Origin of the sequence: Protofrankia symbiont of Coriaria myrtifolia (assembly GCF_900634755.1) — a bacterium.
Taxonomy (GTDB): domain Bacteria; phylum Actinomycetota; class Actinomycetes; order Frankiales; family Frankiaceae; genus Protofrankia; species Protofrankia coriariae.
Window position 1 is genome coordinate 18,576 of record NZ_CAAAFS010000208.1, and the last position, 17,362, is coordinate 35,937.

Annotated in this window: 17 protein-coding genes; 3 read left to right on the plus strand and 14 right to left on the minus strand. The window is 68.3% G+C overall.

Annotation, left to right across the window (positions count from 1 at the left end; genetic code table 11):
* Positions 1 to 317 precede the first annotated feature (317 nt).
* From CM1CMNOD_RS23120 to CM1CMNOD_RS11870, 3 genes are all read left to right on the plus strand, one after another.
* Entirely contained in the window at positions 318 to 641 is a 324-nt protein-coding gene (locus tag CM1CMNOD_RS23120) for a hypothetical protein (RefSeq protein ID WP_237702746.1), read from the plus strand.
* Between the two features lie 942 nt (positions 642 to 1,583).
* Positions 1,584 to 2,675 carry a type III polyketide synthase gene (locus tag CM1CMNOD_RS11865; RefSeq protein WP_013873874.1) on the plus strand — a complete coding sequence of 364 codons (1,092 nt, stop codon included), beginning with the start codon at positions 1,584 to 1,586 and terminating at the stop codon, positions 2,673 to 2,675.
* Positions 2,676 to 2,806: 131 nt separating this feature from the next.
* Entirely contained in the window at positions 2,807 to 4,015 is a 1,209-nt protein-coding gene (locus CM1CMNOD_RS11870) for a cytochrome P450 (protein ID WP_013873875.1), read from the plus strand.
* Positions 4,016 to 4,178: 163 nt separating this feature from the next.
* On the opposite strand, the gene CM1CMNOD_RS11875 is transcribed toward CM1CMNOD_RS11870, so the two are convergent.
* The 14 genes from CM1CMNOD_RS11875 to CM1CMNOD_RS11940 form a co-directional block, all read right to left on the minus strand.
* Positions 4,179 to 4,439: a hypothetical protein gene (locus CM1CMNOD_RS11875; RefSeq protein ID WP_085948557.1), complete on the minus strand. Its 261-nt coding sequence runs from the start codon at positions 4,437 to 4,439 to the stop codon at positions 4,179 to 4,181.
* A 160-nt stretch (positions 4,440 to 4,599) separates the two neighbouring features.
* Positions 4,600 to 5,493, minus strand: coding sequence for a transglutaminase-like domain-containing protein (locus tag CM1CMNOD_RS11880; RefSeq protein WP_237702747.1), 894 nt, complete (start codon positions 5,491 to 5,493; stop codon positions 4,600 to 4,602).
* Positions 5,490 to 5,783, minus strand: a complete 294-nt coding sequence (locus CM1CMNOD_RS11885; protein ID WP_013873878.1) for a DUF5994 family protein — start codon at positions 5,781 to 5,783, stop codon at positions 5,490 to 5,492. The genes CM1CMNOD_RS11880 and CM1CMNOD_RS11885 overlap by 4 nt, the downstream gene beginning before the upstream one ends.
* A 305-nt stretch (positions 5,784 to 6,088) precedes the next feature.
* Positions 6,089 to 6,940 (minus strand): effector-associated domain EAD1-containing protein, encoded by an 852-nt coding sequence (locus CM1CMNOD_RS11890; RefSeq protein WP_013873879.1) that lies wholly within the window; start codon positions 6,938 to 6,940, stop codon positions 6,089 to 6,091.
* 187 nt (positions 6,941 to 7,127) lie between these two features.
* Positions 7,128 to 8,009, minus strand: a complete 882-nt coding sequence (locus tag CM1CMNOD_RS11895) for a hypothetical protein (protein WP_013873880.1) — start codon at positions 8,007 to 8,009, stop codon at positions 7,128 to 7,130.
* A 136-nt stretch (positions 8,010 to 8,145) separates the two neighbouring features.
* Entirely contained in the window at positions 8,146 to 8,631 is a 486-nt protein-coding gene (locus CM1CMNOD_RS11900; RefSeq protein WP_202797622.1) for an MOSC domain-containing protein, read from the minus strand.
* Between the two features lie 55 nt (positions 8,632 to 8,686).
* Entirely contained in the window at positions 8,687 to 8,932 is a 246-nt protein-coding gene (locus CM1CMNOD_RS11905) for an acyl carrier protein (protein WP_013873882.1), read from the minus strand.
* Positions 8,925 to 9,950, minus strand: a complete 1,026-nt coding sequence (locus CM1CMNOD_RS11910) for an NAD(P)H-dependent flavin oxidoreductase (RefSeq protein WP_013873883.1) — start codon at positions 9,948 to 9,950, stop codon at positions 8,925 to 8,927. Before CM1CMNOD_RS11910 ends, CM1CMNOD_RS11905 begins: the two co-directional genes overlap by 8 nt.
* Positions 9,947 to 10,882 (minus strand): tRNA synthetase class II (G H P and S), encoded by a 936-nt coding sequence (locus tag CM1CMNOD_RS11915; RefSeq protein WP_013873884.1) that lies wholly within the window; start codon positions 10,880 to 10,882, stop codon positions 9,947 to 9,949. The genes CM1CMNOD_RS11910 and CM1CMNOD_RS11915 overlap by 4 nt, the downstream gene beginning before the upstream one ends.
* A gap of 96 nt (positions 10,883 to 10,978) precedes the next feature.
* Positions 10,979 to 11,917, minus strand: a complete 939-nt coding sequence (locus CM1CMNOD_RS11920; RefSeq protein ID WP_013873885.1) for a diiron oxygenase — start codon at positions 11,915 to 11,917, stop codon at positions 10,979 to 10,981.
* Positions 11,914 to 12,867: an inositol monophosphatase family protein gene (locus CM1CMNOD_RS11925; protein ID WP_013873886.1), complete on the minus strand. Its 954-nt coding sequence runs from the start codon at positions 12,865 to 12,867 to the stop codon at positions 11,914 to 11,916. Before CM1CMNOD_RS11925 ends, CM1CMNOD_RS11920 begins: the two co-directional genes overlap by 4 nt.
* A 76-nt stretch (positions 12,868 to 12,943) precedes the next feature.
* Positions 12,944 to 14,158, minus strand: a complete 1,215-nt coding sequence (locus tag CM1CMNOD_RS11930) for an aminotransferase class III-fold pyridoxal phosphate-dependent enzyme (protein ID WP_050803786.1) — start codon at positions 14,156 to 14,158, stop codon at positions 12,944 to 12,946.
* A 136-nt stretch (positions 14,159 to 14,294) separates the two neighbouring features.
* Positions 14,295 to 14,822 (minus strand): intradiol ring-cleavage dioxygenase, encoded by a 528-nt coding sequence (locus tag CM1CMNOD_RS11935; protein ID WP_013873888.1) that lies wholly within the window; start codon positions 14,820 to 14,822, stop codon positions 14,295 to 14,297.
* 122 nt (positions 14,823 to 14,944) lie between these two features.
* Positions 14,945 to 17,362: ROK family protein (locus tag CM1CMNOD_RS11940; RefSeq protein ID WP_131773984.1), on the minus strand; the 2,418-nt coding region annotated here is incomplete at its 5' end.

The window sequence follows — 17,362 nt, forward strand, 5'->3', positions numbered from 1 at the left end:
GTCCAGTGGCCCCTCTACGCGGGGCTGCCCTGGGGCGTCATGGCGTTCAGCTTCGCCGTCAACCTGATCGTCGCCACCCAGACTCCGGTCATCCACACCGGCGGGCTGGTCACGATCTACGTCTGGGTGTTCATCGGCGGGCTGTTCAGCACCTACCGGTCGTTGCCGTTCGGGCTAGCACTGGGGGCCAGCCGGAGCTCCTACTATCTTGCTATCTTGGCACCGCCGGTCTGGCTGTCGTCCTTGCCGCCGTCTACGGGCTCGCCCTCGCCGGTCTGCAGGCCATCGAGCGGGCCACCGGCGGATGGGGCAGGAACATGCACTTCTTCCGGGTGGCCCACATCCTCGGGGGAGCGTGGTACCTCACCTGGCTGACCTCGTTCGTGGGCCTGGCGCTGCTGTTCGTCTACGGCATGTGGTTCGGCATCGTCTACCGCCGTTGGAACGTCATCGGCATGGCCGTCTTCATCGCCGGCCAGGTCATCGTTCTCCTCGCCGCCACGCTCCTCACCACCTGGGCCGACGCCTGGGCGAGCATCGGCGGCTTCTTCACCGCTCTCAGCGCCACCGGGCTGACCGGCGTTCTCGCGGCCCTCACGGTCGCGCTGTTCGCCGGGGGTTCACCACGATGCGCCGGGTAACCGTCTGACCAGCCGGTTCAACAACACCCACGCCCGGTCCGCCGCGGCCGCAAAGCAGGACTTCCACCGCTGATCGCGGGCGGCCGGAGATGGCGACATCCCACCGCCGGGACGGGGGGACACCAGACGACGGAGGTGCGCGAGAGCCGCAGGAAATGATCGGTACCGAATGCTGAACGCAAAGCCCACCGTCAGGGACATCACGACGCCAAGTATGCGATTCCGCCAGTTCAGCCTCGGCGGCGAGGCCGTTATTGTTTGGTGGCTACTGGTTCAGGGTATCCTCACAACAGGGTCCGGTTTTTCTTTTCGCCCCTGCCAGGAACAGGCGACCCGTCCGGTAGTTTTTGCCGGCACAGCGAGAAGGAACACCACGGTCTCATTGCCATGAAAAGAGGTGATGGGTATGAGAAGAGTAACCATGTTGATCCTCGCGGTGTTCCAGGTTTTGGTGAGCTTGTTCATTGGCACGGGGGCCGAGTCGGTCACGAAGGCTCCAACCTGTCACCCCGGCACCTGAACATGCCCACCACACCCGGTGGCCGCCGGCGCGACGGGAAAAACAGCAGTCCGAACGCCTGAGAACAGTCGGTATTTTCCGTGGCCCTGTCCCTGTTGCCCGCAGGCGGCTGCTGGGAGGCCATCGGGACTGGGCGTTCTCCACGCGGGGCCCGCTCGGGCGTCCGCCGTCCCCATGCGCGACACGAAATGTCCTGATGAGTCCTGTTTCCCGGTGAAACCCGGTCCGATCGGTGCGTTCTCCGCGGCCTTCGGGCACTGACCTGTCGCCCCTGACCGGACGGCCACGGCCCGCGCCAGCCACATTCAGTCGCCGCCCGACAGCAGTAGTAGCACAACCGGTCGAACCGTGGGCGGAGACCACTCGGCTTCGTCCACGATACAGCCTCCCACGGCTCCTGTGCGCTGAAGGAGAATCTGCTGATGCCTGTTCTGTGTGAACCGGCTGTCGCGGTTCCAGAAAATATCCTGACCATGGGTGAGACTCTTGAACTGGCTCAGCGTCTGCACAGAGATCACCCTGCCCTCCCGCTCGCCCTGCGCCTCATAAGTAACACCGGCGTCGTCAAGCGTCACATTGTTCGTCCGATTGACGAGACACTGAAGCATCCAGGTTTTGAGACCAGAAACCACATCTATGCGGAAGAGGCCAGGGCGCGGGTTCCGGACGTCGTGCACCGCGCGCTTCGAAATGCGGAGATGTCGCCTGCCGATATCGACATGATAGTGTACCTGTCCTGTACCGGGTTCATGATGCCGTCACTGACGGCCTGGCTCATCAACAAGCTCGGATTCAGACCGGAGACACGCCAGCTCCCCATTGCCCAGCTGGGCTGTGCGGCTGGCGGAGCAGGGATAAACCGCGCATTTGACTTCTGTACCGCCCATCCCGGATCAAACGCTCTGATCGTGGCCTGCGAGTTCTGCTCGCTCTGCTACCAGCCCACCGATGTCGAGATCGGCAACCTGCTGTCGAACGGCCTGTTCGGTGACGCCGTGGCGGCTGCCGTGGTGCGCGCCTCCGGAGGGACGGGCATGCGCCTGGAAAGGACCGGTTCCTACCTGATACCGAACACCGAACAATGGATTTCCTACGCTGTGAAGGCCACCGGCTTTCATTTCCAGCTCGACCGACGCGTCCCGAAGACCATGGAACCGCTGGCGCCGGTCCTGCGCAACCTGGCAGAAGAGAACGGCTGGAACGCGTCACTGCTGGACTTCTACGTGGTCCACGCTGGCGGACCCCGGATTCTGGACGACCTGAGCCGTTTTCTCGATGTCGCACCCAACGAGTTTCGCCACAGCAGGGCGACGCTCACCGAGTACGGGAACATCGCGAGCGCCGTCGTACTCGACGCCCTTCGGCGAATCTTCACCGAAGGCGCGGTTCCGAACGGTGGATGCGGTATTCTGGCGGGTTTCGGCCCCGGGATCACGGCTGAGATGTCGGTCGGGCGCTGGCAGGCAGACCCCCTCACGGTAAAGAGAGCGGACCGGGTCGGAAAGCGGGCCTGAGTTTGGACCGGCCGCTCCGATCCGGACCGGACGCCACCGCGGACTTTTCATCGACTGTCTCGCGTTCCCCGGGCAGCCTGGTCGACGCCGGACATGTCGATCACAGTTTCCTACCGAAAGGTGGTTGTGGAATGTCCGTCTCGAACTCCGCGCCGACGTGCCCGTTCCGGCACGACGACGCTCTGGAACCGGACCCCTTCATGACCCGGATGCGGGCCGAGGCCCCCGTCACCCGCGTCCGGATGCCGTACGGGGACGGCGACTGCTGGCTGGTCACCCGCGATGCGGACGTGCGGACAGTCACCACGGACCGGCGTTTCAGCCGGGCCTCGCTGATCGGGCGGGACTTCCCACGGATCACGCCTGCCCCCATCGCGCAGTCCGAGTCGATCAATCTCATGGATCCGCCCGCGCTGAACAGAGTGCGTGCTCTGATTCTCAAGGCGTTCACCACGCGCCAGGTCGAGAAACTGCGGCCCTGGACCCAGCGGAGCACGGACGAACTGCTGACCCGAATGGCCAGGAACGGCGCGCCGGCCGATCTCGCCGATCATCTGGCGGGTCGGCTGCCGCTCATGACGATCTGCGCGCTGATGGACATCCCCGAAGCGGACCGGCCCCAACTTCGCCGGTGTGCCTCGGCCATGATGTCCATGAGCGCCGTCGACCAGGCTTCGGCCGTGAAAGCAAAGGCGGAGCTGCGGGCCTACTTCGCCGAGCTGACCGCAAAACGCCGCCGTGTCCCCGGCGACGACCTGGTCAGCGCGCTCGCCACCGCACAGATCGGTGGCGAGATGCTCAATGAGGAGGAACTGGCCGTGCTGGCCATGCTCCTGTTGGTCACCGGTCACGACACCACCACGTACAACATCAGCAATATTGTCTACACGCTGCTGACGCACCCCGTGCAGCTTGGCCAGCTGCGTGCCCATCCCGAGATACTGCCGCAGGCCATCGAGGAGTTGCTCCGGTACATCCCGTTCCGTCAGGGCGTCGGCATTCCGCGGGTGGCCCTGGAGGACGTCGACTTCGACGGTGTCACCATCAGGGCCGGTGACACCGTGCACGTGTCGTATCTGACCGCCAACCGCGACGAAATGGTCTACGACCGCGCCGACGAACTCGACTTCGGACGGAAGGATCCCGTCCCGCACATGACCTTCGGATACGGCAGCCACCACTGCCTCGGATCCCATCTGGCGCGCATGACGCTCCAGGTCTCCATTGGCACACTGCTCACCCGTTTCCCCGGACTGCGGCTGGCTGTACCCGCGCAGGACGTGCGGTGGAACACGGTGTCCATCTGGCGTTACCCGCTCGCGCTGCCGGTCGCCTGGTAAAGCCAGCCCGGGAGCCCCCGCGACGCCATACGGTGCGCTCACCGTCGGCCTGCTGTCCGCGCGCGGGGACAGGCGCGGCCGGTCCTCTTCACCTGCCTGCACCAGGACGAGACCGTTCCCGGTGAATCCGGACTGGAACGCTTCACCGGAGCCTCGTCCGACGTCAGGCGCTGGAGCCGCTGGCCAGGGTGGGGTCCATGCGCGCTACCAGGTAGAGGATGTCGGCTGGATCGCCGCTGGTGAGCACACTGTGGACCTCGCGGTACGCTTGGCGGTACTCGTTGATGATGATCGCCATACCGGCGGTCTCCACCGGTTCCCCGAGTTCGACCGCCGCATTGGCGAGGTGGCGAGCGCCACGGGTGGCCCGCTGCGCGGTGAGCATTCGTGCGGCGATTGCGTCAAGTCGATTTGGATCATTCATAGCAATCTTTGCTTCCTGTGTGGATAGGCCCGCCCGTCGTCAGTGGTCTGCCCCTGACAGCGATCGCAGACCGTTCGGACCGCCCAGGCAGCCGGTGCCCCTGACCGCCAACGGCAGTGATCGGCTGGGCCTGCTCCCCCAGGCAGGTCCTGGCCCGCGATCAGCAGAGCCGGTGGGGGGCGAGGTTGTCGTCGATGGGGAGCAGGCCGGTGACTGTCGCGGTCACCTCCGTCGACTGGAGGGCGACGATGCCTCGCAGGACGTTGACGAAGGCCGTGTCAGCCGCATCGCGACCGGTTGCGATGCGGACCATGCCCTCCCGGGGGGCTCGGCAGGTGGCGTCGTAGGTCCACCACGCGCCGTCGAACCATGCCTCGAAGACGGCGTGGAAATCCATCGGAGTCAGGCCGGGTGCGTACACAGCGACGAAGCGCGCCGGTATCTGGAGAGCCCTGCACAAGGTGATCCCGAGATGGGCGAAATCGCGGCATACTCCCTGCCCAGTGAGCAGCGCGTCATCGGCGGAGCTGTGGACGTTGGTGGAACCCGGAACATAGCCCACCCGGCTGTGAATCCACTGTGTGATCGCCTCCGCCTGGGGCCGTCCGGGTGGCAGGCCGCCGAACTCGGCGACCGCGAACCCGACATCGTGGTCCGACGGGCAGTAGCGGCTCGCCCGCAGGTAGGTCAACTGCTCCAGGCCAGGCAGGCCGGGCAGGCCACCGCGGATGGCTGTGGCCGGTTGTCCGGCGGTGGCAGGTGGAGCGGCGAGTTCAGCCCGGTAGGACACGGACAGGATTCCCGGGGGTGTGCGCAGAAGATGCAGTCGACCACCGTGCGGTGTGGCCAGCTCGATCGCGGCCGGGAGCACCCTCCTGTCGATCGTCACGTCGAGCCGCTCGGCACGGACCACCCGACCGTTGGCCGCGGCGATGTGGAGGGCGACGTCCGCAGGTTCCCCGACATCGAAGGTGAGGTCGCAACTGACCACTCGCTCGGTCGCCCCGCCGGGATGCGCGGACGGTCGGTCACTTGCCGACTGCACATCGGTCACGTAGGGGACGCCACCCCGGCAGTGCACAGGATCTCGTCCGTGACGAGGCCGGGAAGTTCGGCAGCCAGGCTAAGTGATCGCGGCCACCAGCTTCCGTCAGGCGGCCGAGAATCCGTGCCCGGAGCCAGGGACAGGCGCGGTTCGACACCCTCCGCCGAGGACACCGGATCCACGGCCACCGGCCGGGTACCTGGCACGGATGGGGTGCAGGACAGCCGGTCGGTGGCCACGCCGTCGTTGTCGTCGAGCCGGACGCAGTCGAGAACAGAGAAGGTCTGGTGCGCCGTCACGACGGCCACCTCACCCCGACGATACCCCGCCGGATGACAACGACCGACAACCATATCGACATTATGTCGATATTCGCAAAATCACCAGCCTTTTTACAGGTTACCATATGGGAGGCACTCAAGGGAGATCACGTTGACGAACACGGCGATTCCCAGGGATCAACGAGTCTTTTATGGGAACGTCCGTCGAATGTGGTCGGGTACGCACGGTGCGCATCACGGCCACCGCACAACCTGAACCCGAATCGCGTAAAATCACTCTCCGTACACCACCCCAGCGGCCGCGACCGCTCACAGCCCCCGGATCACTGGAAGGTGTTTGTCTGGGCGTTGCCGTCACCGACCTGTACGCCTTTGGCCCCACCCGTATTCGACGAATACCTGCCCGCTGACCCACCGGCGTCCGCGCTCTCTGCGGAGAGCCTCGTCCGGATCCTGTCCGCTATCCGGATCGCCGGCTCCCGCAGTACTCCGCGAAATATGATCCGGTTGCCCTCGGCCATCAGCTCGACATCGCTGACCGCGACGACCACCCGCCGCCGATGGGAGAGTCTGACCTCGGTCACCAGCGGCCAACTGACCCGGATCACCTGCCCGAGGCCGCTGCCCTGCACACGATCAGCGATCGCGAATCCATGATCAGTCAGCAGCATGATGCCAGAACCGGGGACGGAGCGGCCGAAGGCACCATTGGCGACGTCGAGCGGTATCTCGCCCGGCGCCAGCAGACGGGCCACGACCTCAACCAGGCCGTCCATGTCCATCCAGCGTTGGACCGGCGGAAGCTTCGCGGTGACGAAGCTGCGGATGCCGGCCGCCGGCATCTCGCCCGGGGCCGCTGGCGGGACCGCGGTAGCGACATCGAAAGCGGGCCGCGGGTGCGGGTCCTCATCGACCCGGCGGAAGACATCATTCGCGGGAAACCACCGAGCTGCGGCGGCCAGGACCCGCCGACGACCGTCGATCAGGACGCCCGCGTCGAGCATGACGTTGACCTCGTGCCAGAACTCCAAGGCGTTGCGCCCCTGCCAGTACGGCATGCGGGACCGCTCCATCCCCGCCTCGTCGAGTACCTGGATCGCCGCGGTCAGGCTGTGCAGCACGTGTGCCAGCTCGGCGACCTCGACCTCGGTCAGTCGTGTGGAGCGGTCCGCCACTCGCTTCTCCCGCTGGTCGCACCCCTACGGCCCTTCAGATCTTATAAGTCCGCTGCCCCGGTCCCCGCCGCCGGAGGTTGGCCGGGAACGAAAGTCCGAGTCTCACCCTCAACGCTCCGGGCCCGCCGATCTGGGGCAGCCGAACAGCGCCGGCGATGGGGACGGGCGAGAACATGCACGGGCCGGGTCAGTGCGGCGGGCCGAGCAGCGCGCGTATGAACGCGATGCCGAGCTGGGATCGGTTGGTCCGCCAGACGTGGCAGTACTCGTACGGCCAGGCGTATACCGGGCACTGCCCGTTGCAGAGTGTGGATACCCGCGGCTCGTCGAGATCGGCGGCGGCGTAGCGGTACAGCAGTTCGATGCGGGTGGAGATAACGCCGTAGTCGAAAACGCGGGCAAGGCGGTTCTCCTGGGCGAGTACCGTCTCGATCGTCAGGTCCGCCAAGGGGTACCTGTCGGGGAGGACGTTCTGGAGGGACAGAAAGAGATCGGCCGCCCGGCGACGCGGATCGCCCAGGAGGGCGCCGAGCACGGCGAGCCTGCCGAGTGCCAGTTTGGGGCGCCTGAGCAGGCTGTGCGCGTAGAGGACGCGCAGGAGCGCGACGTCCATGAAGAACCGTTCGAGCGGCGTCTCGAGCGCGACGAGCCCGCGGTTGTTCAGGTAGCCGGCCACGATGCTGGCGTTGTGCGCGCGGTACCAGGCTTCCGGAGCGGGACGCCGCAGAAACGCCAGCCAGTGCCGCACCGCGGTCGTGCTGGGCTCGCCGGACGCGCCGTTGGACAGCAGATCTGCCTCGACCGTGTCGCGGAGCAGGGACTCGTTCACGGCCCGCCACCACGGGCTGCCGGGCGTCGCGGCGCTGGCGGGTGCCAGCAGTCCGCGCTGGATCTGCCAACGCATGAAGGCTATTTCGGCACGCCGATACGGTCGGATGCTCCGGGCCGCGACACGTCGGTCGTAGAACTGCGCGGCGAGCCGGAGACGCAGCGCCGGGTCGTCACGGGCGACGGCAACCAGTTCCCCCGCGCGGTGCGCGGCACCCGCCGACACCCCTCGGCTGGACACCGCACGAGCCTATCGAACGCGGCAGTGTGTACCCGGCATGTACCGGCCGAGTGAGGAGGGCGCAGAGGAAGACACAGAAGACACAAAGGAATCGGCACCGGTCGGGGAGCCGGCGCACGCGACAGGCACGGTTCCGTCAGAGGCGGCCCAGCCGTACGGGGTCCCCGGTTCGTAGGACTCCCCCGCTGACAATCATCGCGCGAAGGCCGCCGCGGTGGAGGAGTCCGCGCAGCACACCCGGTCGGGTGAGCCGTTCCAGGCGGGCGCACGGCTCGCTGAGAGCCGTGCCGCGCACACGGACGTCGGCGCCGACGGTGAATTCCTGGCCCACCAACTGGTCGAGGGGAACACCGCGGCAGACCACGTTGCGGCGGGCTTCTCCCGAGGTGAGAAAGACACCGTGGTCGTGCTTCAGGGCCGTGAGGGCGTCGACGTCGATGAAGGAGATCTCGCAGACGCCGGAGGAGCGGCCGATGACGTGCCGGGACGGCCCGCCGGCAGCTCCGTCGTGGAAGTAGCGGAAGTAGCGGTCACCTACCAGGCCGCGGCCGGCCACCGCGAGGACCTCGCCGACCTCTGTCATGGGCACGCCGTGAGCGGGCGCGACGTGAAGCGAGACCACGCTGCCTTCCCACATTCAGCGGCACCTTCCCACGTTCGATGGCGCCTGCTCGTGTTCAATGGCTCCGTTCCCCACCGAGGAAGTTCTCCTCGATGGTGTCGAGCGTGCGGAACTGGTCGACGCTCAGTTCGGCGACGGGTAGTTCGTGGCCCACGACGTCCTCCAGCAGCAGGATGAACTCCATGAAGCCGAGCGAGTCGACAAGGCGGTTCTCGATGAGATCGAGATCGGTGGGGATCTCGTCGAGCTCCGGGTTGCGTTCACGCAGCCAGTCGACGATCGGCTTGAGTGTGTCATGCATGGGCTGTCATTCCTCGCGCGTCACGGACGGCAAGGGCGTATTCGGTACGGAAGCGGGCCAGCAGGGCAGCGACCGGTTCGACGGCCGTGACCCGCTCGCAGGAGCGGCCGCAGTACATGGCCATGTCCTCGACCCGGCCCTCGGCGCGCACCGACGGCGCGGTCGCGCTGTACCGGGGGACGGGCAGGCGCCTGCCGTCCGCCGTCGTGACGGTCGCGACGAATCGGGCGGGAAGCCGTTGTTCGGAATCGGTCAGGGCATTGCGCAGCACCCGGTGGGGCCGGTGTGGCCATCCGATGTCATAACGCGTCGTCACCACGGTGTCCGTGGCCGCGGCCGCGACGATCCGGCGTCTGAAGAGCGGATGGGCCTCCGATTCGTGGGTGGCGGCGAAGACGGTGCCGGCCATGGCACCGTCCGCGCCCTCCGCGATGGCATGGGCAAGGTCGGCCCCGGTCGCCACTGCGCCGGCCACGGCGAGGACGGCGTCCGGGTGGCGTTTGCGTACCGCGCGCAGCAGGGGCAGGGCGGGCAGGTCACCGAGCAGGTGACCGCCCGCTTCGCTGCCCTGTAGGACGACGATGGTGGCGCCGCGTTCCAGCGCCCGCTCGGCGGTGGCCTCGGTGCCGACCTGAACCACCGTCGGGTGCCCCGCTCCGGCGGACGTGGTCAGCAGGTCCGGGTCGGGGAGCCCGTAGAAGGTCACGAAGGCGTGCCCGGGCAGGCTGTCCAGTGCGGCGTCGAGCTGGGCGCGGGCGGTGGCCGGGCCCGCCACCTCCGGGATGAGGTTGACGCCGAACGGACGTGTGGTCGTCCGGGCGGTGGCGGTGACAAGACGGCTCACCTGGGCTGGCGGTTCCCTGTAGAGGGCGAGTACGCCGCCGGCGCCCGCGCGGGACACCTCGGCGCACAGCCTGGGTCCCGCGATGCCACCCATCCCGGCCTGGAGCAGAGGCAGGGTGAGTCCGAGGGCCCGTCCCAGCCGGCCGGGGAGCACGGGCACGCTCGGCGCGGTCACTGGACGGCTCCCGCCTTCAGGACCGCGTCCCGGGCCGCGACGAGGTCCCCGTCGAAGCGTTCGTCCAGGACGTGCAGCCAGCGTTCCAGGCCGAAGGCGACGCACCCGGTGAACGCGGGCCGTCCCGCGTATCGGATGGCGCAGCGTTCCCCGAAGAAGTTCCGGTGGTGGTTGAACGAGGCCACCGCCGTGCCGTCCCGGCTTGCGTACTCCTCCTTGACCGGCGCGAGGAGTTGCATCACCGCACGCGATCCGTCCTTCTGGAAGAAGGGATCGGTCGCGGGGACGCGGCGCAGCTCGATCCCGAGGCACGCGGCGAAGGCGGCGATCTCCTGGTGGTGGTTGTCGAGGTGCGCCTGGACCGCCTCACGGGAGCCGAGACAGACGATCTCCCGCATGGTGAAGCCCCACAGGCGGCGCAGGCCGTCGTAGTGCTCCTCGTTGCGGAAACAGCGGGACACCATGGTCACCAGGGTCGCCGGTCCGGCGAGCTCGGTGCCGGTGAAGTGCAGGAACCCCGCGTAGCAGGTGGCCGACGGCAGCAGGTACGTGGCATCGCTGAGATCCTGGGCGGGGATCGGGACGACCGCCTTCCCCGCACCGTAGTGGTCGAGGCGGTCCGGTCTGATGCCGCTGACGACGCTGCCGAGGTGCGGGAAGTTGTGGAAGTAGTCCAGTTCTCTGAGGGCCGCGGCCGGCAGCAACGGCGGGAGCGTCATCGGCTCGGCACCGCGGGCGGTGCCCCAGCCCGCGAAGACGTCGTCGAGGGTGCGCAGCAGCGAGGTCGCCGCCCCGCCCAGGCAGGCCAGACCGTCGCACGCGGACCAGGCCGTGGGAGAGCCGGCGGGCACAGTGGTGTGCTCGGTACGGGACCCGCCGGTGTGGGACCCGCCGGTGTGGGACCCGCCGGTGTGGGACTCGGTGCGGGACATCGTCCTCCCTAGGGCCTGTCTGGTGGATGGCGGGAAGGAGGCCGGGCGCGTGGCGCGCCGACGGTGGTGGCCGGCGGCCCGGCAGTGGTGGCCTGCTCACACCGCGAGGGGGATGCCGATCCTGGTGAGGAAGTCCGTGCTCTTGCGCAGTACGCGCTCGTGGGCGGCGCGACGGGCGGGATGGTTCAGCAGCCGCCCGCGGAGCGCGAATCCGTCGGGGATCCCGGTGTCGCGGTAGGCGGCGGGGTTGTAGAACGAGGCCATGCTGGCGCTGAGATAGTCGGCGAGGTAGCGGCTGACGGCCGCACGGTCCTCGGCGTCCAGCCCGGCCGCCAGCAGCCGCTCCCACAGCAGCTGGACCAGCCGTGCTCCGAAGGCGATGTGGCGGCTCTCGTCCTGGTGGTGAATCCGGTTCAGCTGCCGGATGGTGGGATGCAGCCGGTCGTCGGCGGCCAGGTGCACGTTGTAGTGGTCGACGATCTGCTCGAACAGCAGGATGCGGGCGAACACCAGGAAGTTCTCCCGCCGCGGGTCCTGGGCGGGAGCGGCCGGCCCCAGTTTTTTGCTGGGGTAAATTCGCCCGCCGTACTTCAGGCAGAAGGTGGCGAAGAACCACATGTGCTCGTTCTCCTCACCCATGAAGTGGTGGAAGAACTCGGACGGCGTCTCGAAGCCGGGCGTGTGGACCCGGTGCATGACCTCGATGAGCAGTTCCCTGATTCCGTGGACGTTCAGGCTGTAGAAGTTGACGCTCTCCCAGCGGCTGAGGGCGCGCAGCTGGGCGGGGGTGAGATTCTCGGCGTACTGCGTCCCGTGCACGGACAGCAGTTCGGGCGAGAACCAGAATTCGTCCGCGGGCAGGCTCGGTGGCCAGTCGAACGTGGTGTACGGGTTGTAGTAGTCGCTGCTGGCCCTGGCCGAGAGGCGGTCGAGAAGCCGCTGGAACCCGGCATCCGTGATATCCGCGGCACACAAGGTGCCCGAAATATTCGAGGTATTCGAAATGTTCGATGTATCTGAAATGTTCGAGGTCATGCCGGCTCCTTCCGGACGGGCCAGGCGATGCTGTCGAGCAGTTTCCTGTGCAGTTGCGGGGTGGAGGCGGCCACGCAGGACCGCTGGTTGGTGACGTCCAGGTCGGTCAGGGCCGTGTCGCCCAGCGGCTGCCCGTAGGCGTCGGTGATGACGATGCCGGCCTTCTCGGCCAGCAGGACGGCGGCGGCGATGTCATAGGGGAACAGGTGCAGCACGCGTCCGTTGCCCACGCGCTGGAACTCGCCGAGCAGCGCGGGGTCGTCCCGCAGCAGGCGGTTGCCGATGTCGACGTACGCGTCGAGCTGCCCGGTGATCAGGCGGGAGATGGAGTAGGTGGCACTGCTGAAGACGAACACGCCCCCCGTGTTGGCCGACAGGTCGATGAGATGTCCGTATGCCTCGGTCATCAGCCGGGCCGGGTGCCCGTTGAACTCCAGCGACCAGAACATCCGTGACGGGTCCGTGGTGCGGGTCGGGGCGGGCACGGGGTGGTCGTACCCGTGCGCGACCACCCCGGGGGTGTCCCTCTCGGCGTACAGGCAGGCACCGGTCTTCCACTCCATCAGCAGCGCGTGCCGCACGTCCGCGATCCGGGGACGCGCGGTGAGGCGGGCGACGGCGACGGCGACGGTGGCGGACTCCAGCCCGGCCACGGCGGAGCGGGTGCCGTCGATGGGGTCGACAACCAGCAGGTGCCGTGGGGCGCGGCCGTGCTCGCGCAGGCCGCGGTCCTCGGAGAACACGGCCATAGGCAGGTCCCGCTCGACGACGTACTTCCACACGGCGCGCTCGGCCACGTCGTCGATCCCGAACTGGGCGTCACCACCGGGCGAGTGACCGCGTACGCCGCGGTTCTCCGTCAGGGCTCGGCCCGCGGTGATCTCGCCGCGCACCAGCCGGGCGAGGCCGAGCAGGTACTCCCGCCAGCCCTGCCACCCGTGATCGTCCATCCGGGCCCTCCTGCCGTTCGTTACTGCACCTCTCCAGGTGACGTCCGTCGCCCCGCGCCCCTCCAGGCGACGAGGGTCACTGCGCCTCCTGGGCGACGAGGGTCTCCAGGCGGTCGCAGAGCAGGTCCGCCTCCTCGATTGTGATGATCAGAGGCGGCCGTATCTTCAGCACGTTTCCGCGTCCGTAGCGGGAGGTGCGCAGGATCAGGCCGTGCTCCATGCCGCTGCGCGCGAGATGCCGTGTCAGCGAGGTGGCGGGCTGGCCATCACGATCGGTGAGTTCGATTCCGATCATCAGGCCCAGTCCCCGCACGTCGTCGACGCAGGGGTACCGCTGGGCCATGCCGCGCAGCCGCCGCATGATGTGCGCCCCGACCGCGCGGACGTTCGCCAGGAAGGCAGGCCGGGAGACGATCTCGAGGGTCCGGGCGGCGGCCGCCGCAGCCAGGAGGTTGCCGCCGTACGTGAACGAGTGGAACTCGCCACCGAGCCCGGAGAACTCCCCGCTGGTGAGGATCGCCGCGACCTGGGCTCCGGAACCGCCCAGCCCCTTGGACGTGGTGATGATGTCGGGCCGCACATCGAAGTGGTCCGCGGCGAACATGTGCCCGGTGCGGCCGATACCGGTCTGGACCTCGTCGAAGACCAGGACGATGCCCCGCTCGTCGCAGATGCGGCGCAGCGCCGCCAGGTATCCGTCCGGTGGCACGATGTTGCCGCCGGAGCCGGACACCGGTTCGACGACGACGCAGGCGACACTCCCCGAGGACGCGTGATCGATGAAGTCGTTGATCCGTTCCGCGCACAGCAGACCGCAGGTGTCCGGCCGCTGCCGGTAGAAGCAGCGCCGGCAGTACGGGTCGGGGACATGGACGACCCCGGGGACGAGCAGCGGGAACGGCTCCCTGCGGAACGCCTCCCCGGACATCGCCGTCGTCAGCAGGGTCTGGCCGTGGTGGCTGCGAAACAGGGTGATCACGTCACGGCGGCCAGTGTGGACCTGTGCCATCTTCACCGCGCCCTCGTTCGCGGTGGAACCCCCCGACACCTTCAGGTGCACCCGCGTGAGGTTCGGCGGTGACACCGCGACAAGCCTGCGGACGAGTTCGTCGACGGGCCTGGTCTGGAACGTCGAAGTGGCGTGGATCAGTAGATCGGCCTGCTCACGGATGGCCTTGATGATTTCGGGGTGGCTGTAGCCGAGGCTGAGATTGAAGGTGGCGGAGGCACAGTCGATGTACGCCCTGCCCTCGGTGTCGTACAGGTAGATGCCGTCACCGTGGTGCATCATGTAGTCGCTGACCTGGTGGTGGAGCAGGTCCTGGATTCGCCGCGTGTCGTACAAGCTTACCGCCCCCTTGGTGTGGGCGACGGCCGTCGAATGCCGGAGTTCATCCGGCGCGATTCCGCCGGCCTCGTGGCCGCGCTCAGACGGGAAGAACGAAGGTGAAACTCCCTTCCCAGCCCTCCGCCGCCTCGCGGACGTTCATGAGGCATTCCGGCCGGAAATGCCTGTCCAGACGGTTTCTGCGCTCTCCCGGGAAGTACAGCATCGTCGTCAGCACCGCGCCGCCGGGCGGCTGCACCTTCACGTGGACGTGGCGGGTACGGCCCGGGTAGACGGCCGGCAGGACGGTTTCCAGCCGCCAGTTCCCCGCGGTGTCGGCGAACTGGTGTCCGCGCAGGGTGAAGCCCTCCTCGTCGTACACACCCTCGTCGCCGACCTGCCAGAAGTCCAGCAGCGTACCGCCGACCGGTTTTCCGTCCAGCCCCACGACACGGCCGGACAGTACCATGGGCGTACCAGCCCCGACATCGTTGCGGAAGTTTGTCTTGTACGGGGTGCAGGGCTTGTAGTACGGCCCCTCGGTCTGTTCGGGAGTCGGCGGTGTGCCGTTGCACCTGCATTCGGGTGTCGGGGTCAGGAGCTCCTGTCCCCGCGCTGTTTCCGTCATCTTGGAACTCCTTCGGTGATCGACGCGAGAAACGCCTCACGGAGTTTTCGCGGAGCGATACAGGAAGCCGTCCGCCGCCCGCCGTTCGGTCTCGATCGAGGTGCGTGCGACGCGTGAACGGGTCAGATGAACGGCGAGATCTGGTTGGAAGGGGAACGGCGGAGCTCTCTCTCGTGGGCCGCGTGGCGCAGCATGACGGCCCGGGCCCGGGCGAACAGGTCGTCGTCCGGGGGACGGGTCAGGATGTCCGTCAACGCGAAGAGATCGAGGGCACGACTGATCCGCGGCCAGTCCGGTGGCAGCAGACCGCCGCCGGCCTGGAAGGCGTCCGTCAACCCCCGGGAGAAGGCCGTCGGGTAGTCGTCGGCGAAGCGCAGCATGTTGCCGATGTCCACCAGCGGCGAACCGCTGAAGGCCAGTTCCCAGTCGAGCACCGCGGCCACCTGCCAGCGGTCGTCACTCCGCCGCTCGACCAGCACGTTCTTCGGGTTGAAGTCGTTGTGGACGAGGCTGCGCTGGCCGCACACGGCGGCGCACGGCCGCGCGCTCCTCTCGGCCAGCCACCGCAGCGTCGCCACGTCGGAGGAGCTGAGGCGTTGCGCGGCGCGACCGGTGCCGCCGGGCCGTCCGTCCGGGTGCCGCGCCGCCGAGAGGAGCCTCTCCACGAATTCCGGCAGATCGCTCGTGACATCCCGCCTCACCGGCCGGGGCACGAGCGAGGCTTCCTCGAAGTATCCCGGCCCGGGCAGAGCGAACATGCCGATGCGGGCCAGTGCCGCGCCGACCTCCCGGCCCAGGGAATCCGCACCCTCCGCAGAGGCATCCGCCAGCGGTCCGGACAACGTGACGCCCTGGACGAAACGGTAGACGAGGGCCGGACGGCCCGTCGCCCGGCCGTCCGAGTCCGCGGCCACGAGTTCGGGCACCGGGACCCGGCCGTGCAGCCGCGTCAGCAGGGCGGCCTCCACCTCGCAGGGGTTGCGCCGCACCGCCGTCCCGCCTCCGCCCGAACCGTAACGGCGCAGGACATAGCGCTCGTTTCTACGGGTTGTCAGCAGGATCGACTCGTTGGTGTACCCGCCGGGAAGCGGACGCGCGTGCCGCACGCTGTCACCCGGCAGCGCGTCGTGGAGCAGCCAGGCACGGACATCGGTCTCGAGACGGACGGAATCGCTGATCGCCGTCTCACCCGTTCTCCTGCCGTGCGTCCGGTTCTCCTCGTGACGAGGCCGGTCCACGTACACGCGGTTCTGGGCGACATTCGCGCGGTTCTGGGCAGCGTCTGCCGCGGCGGCGTTCGGCGACGTGTCGTCCGGCGACGCTCCGTCCTGGCGTGCGATGGTCGCGGCCCGGGCAGCCAGGACGAGACCGCCCGCCGGGCCTGCCATCGAACCGAGCGCGGCTGACACGACGAAGTCGTCCGCCGCCTGTTCCGGCAGGCCCGGATACCCGGCGAGCCGCTTCGCCAACTCGGCCCGTACCAGGGGGAACAGTCCCGGCAGCACCGACATCCCGCCCCCGATCACGATCCGCTCGGGCGCGGTGCAGTAGACGACGTTGCGCAGCCCCTCGGCCAGATAGGCCGCCTCCAGTTCGACCGCCCTGCGAAGCTCCTGACCGGCGAGTTCTTCCGCCGGCCGCCCCCAGCGGGCGGCGGCCGCCCGTCCGCTCGCCATGCCCTCCAGACAGTCCCCGTGGAAGGGGCAGTTGCCCGCGAACCCGTCCCCCGGCTGCCGTGCCACCGCCACATGGCCGATCTCGGTGTGCACCAGCCCGCGCACCGGCCGGCCGCCGACAACCGCCGCACCGCCGACCCCGGTACCGACCGTGATGTACACGAAGGTCTCCAGCCCACGTGCCGCGCCCCACCGGCCCTCGCCCAGCGCGGCCCCGTTGACATCGGTGTCGATCGTCACGGGAACACCCAGCTCACGCGCGAGCCTGCCCTGGACGTCCACGTTGCTCCAGCCGGGTTTGGGCGTGTTCGTAACAAACCCGTACCGGGGGTGGGAGCGGCGCAGCTCCAGCGGGCCGAAGGACGCGACGCCCACCGCGGCCGGCGGCCCGTGATCGGCCGCGGCCTCCCGGAAGAACGCGACCACCCGGGCAAGTGTCGGCCCCGGCTCCCCGGTGGGGAAGCGAATGTGGGCGGCGACGTCGTCGGGGCCCGTCCCCAGCAGGCACACCATCTTTGTTCCGCCTGACTCCACCGAGCCGTACAGCGGGCCGCGCGTGCTCATCGGTCGCTCGCAGGCCAGCCGTCCGCCCCCACGGGCGCCGGATCGGACCGGATGACGACCTTCATCGCGCCGTATCCCGCATCCCCCCAAGGCCAGCAGACCGAAGGCGTCCTGGTGGCGCTCGAGCGGGAACTCGTGCGTCACCAGGGACTCCAGCGGCAGTTCACGGGCCAGGTCGACAGCGACGGGGAAGACATCGGCTCGGTAGTCCCCCGCCCCGATCAGGCTGATGCCGTGGCTGGTCAGGTACATCGGTGTCATCAGCGTCGAGTAGGTGGCGTCGAAGCCCATCCCCACGAC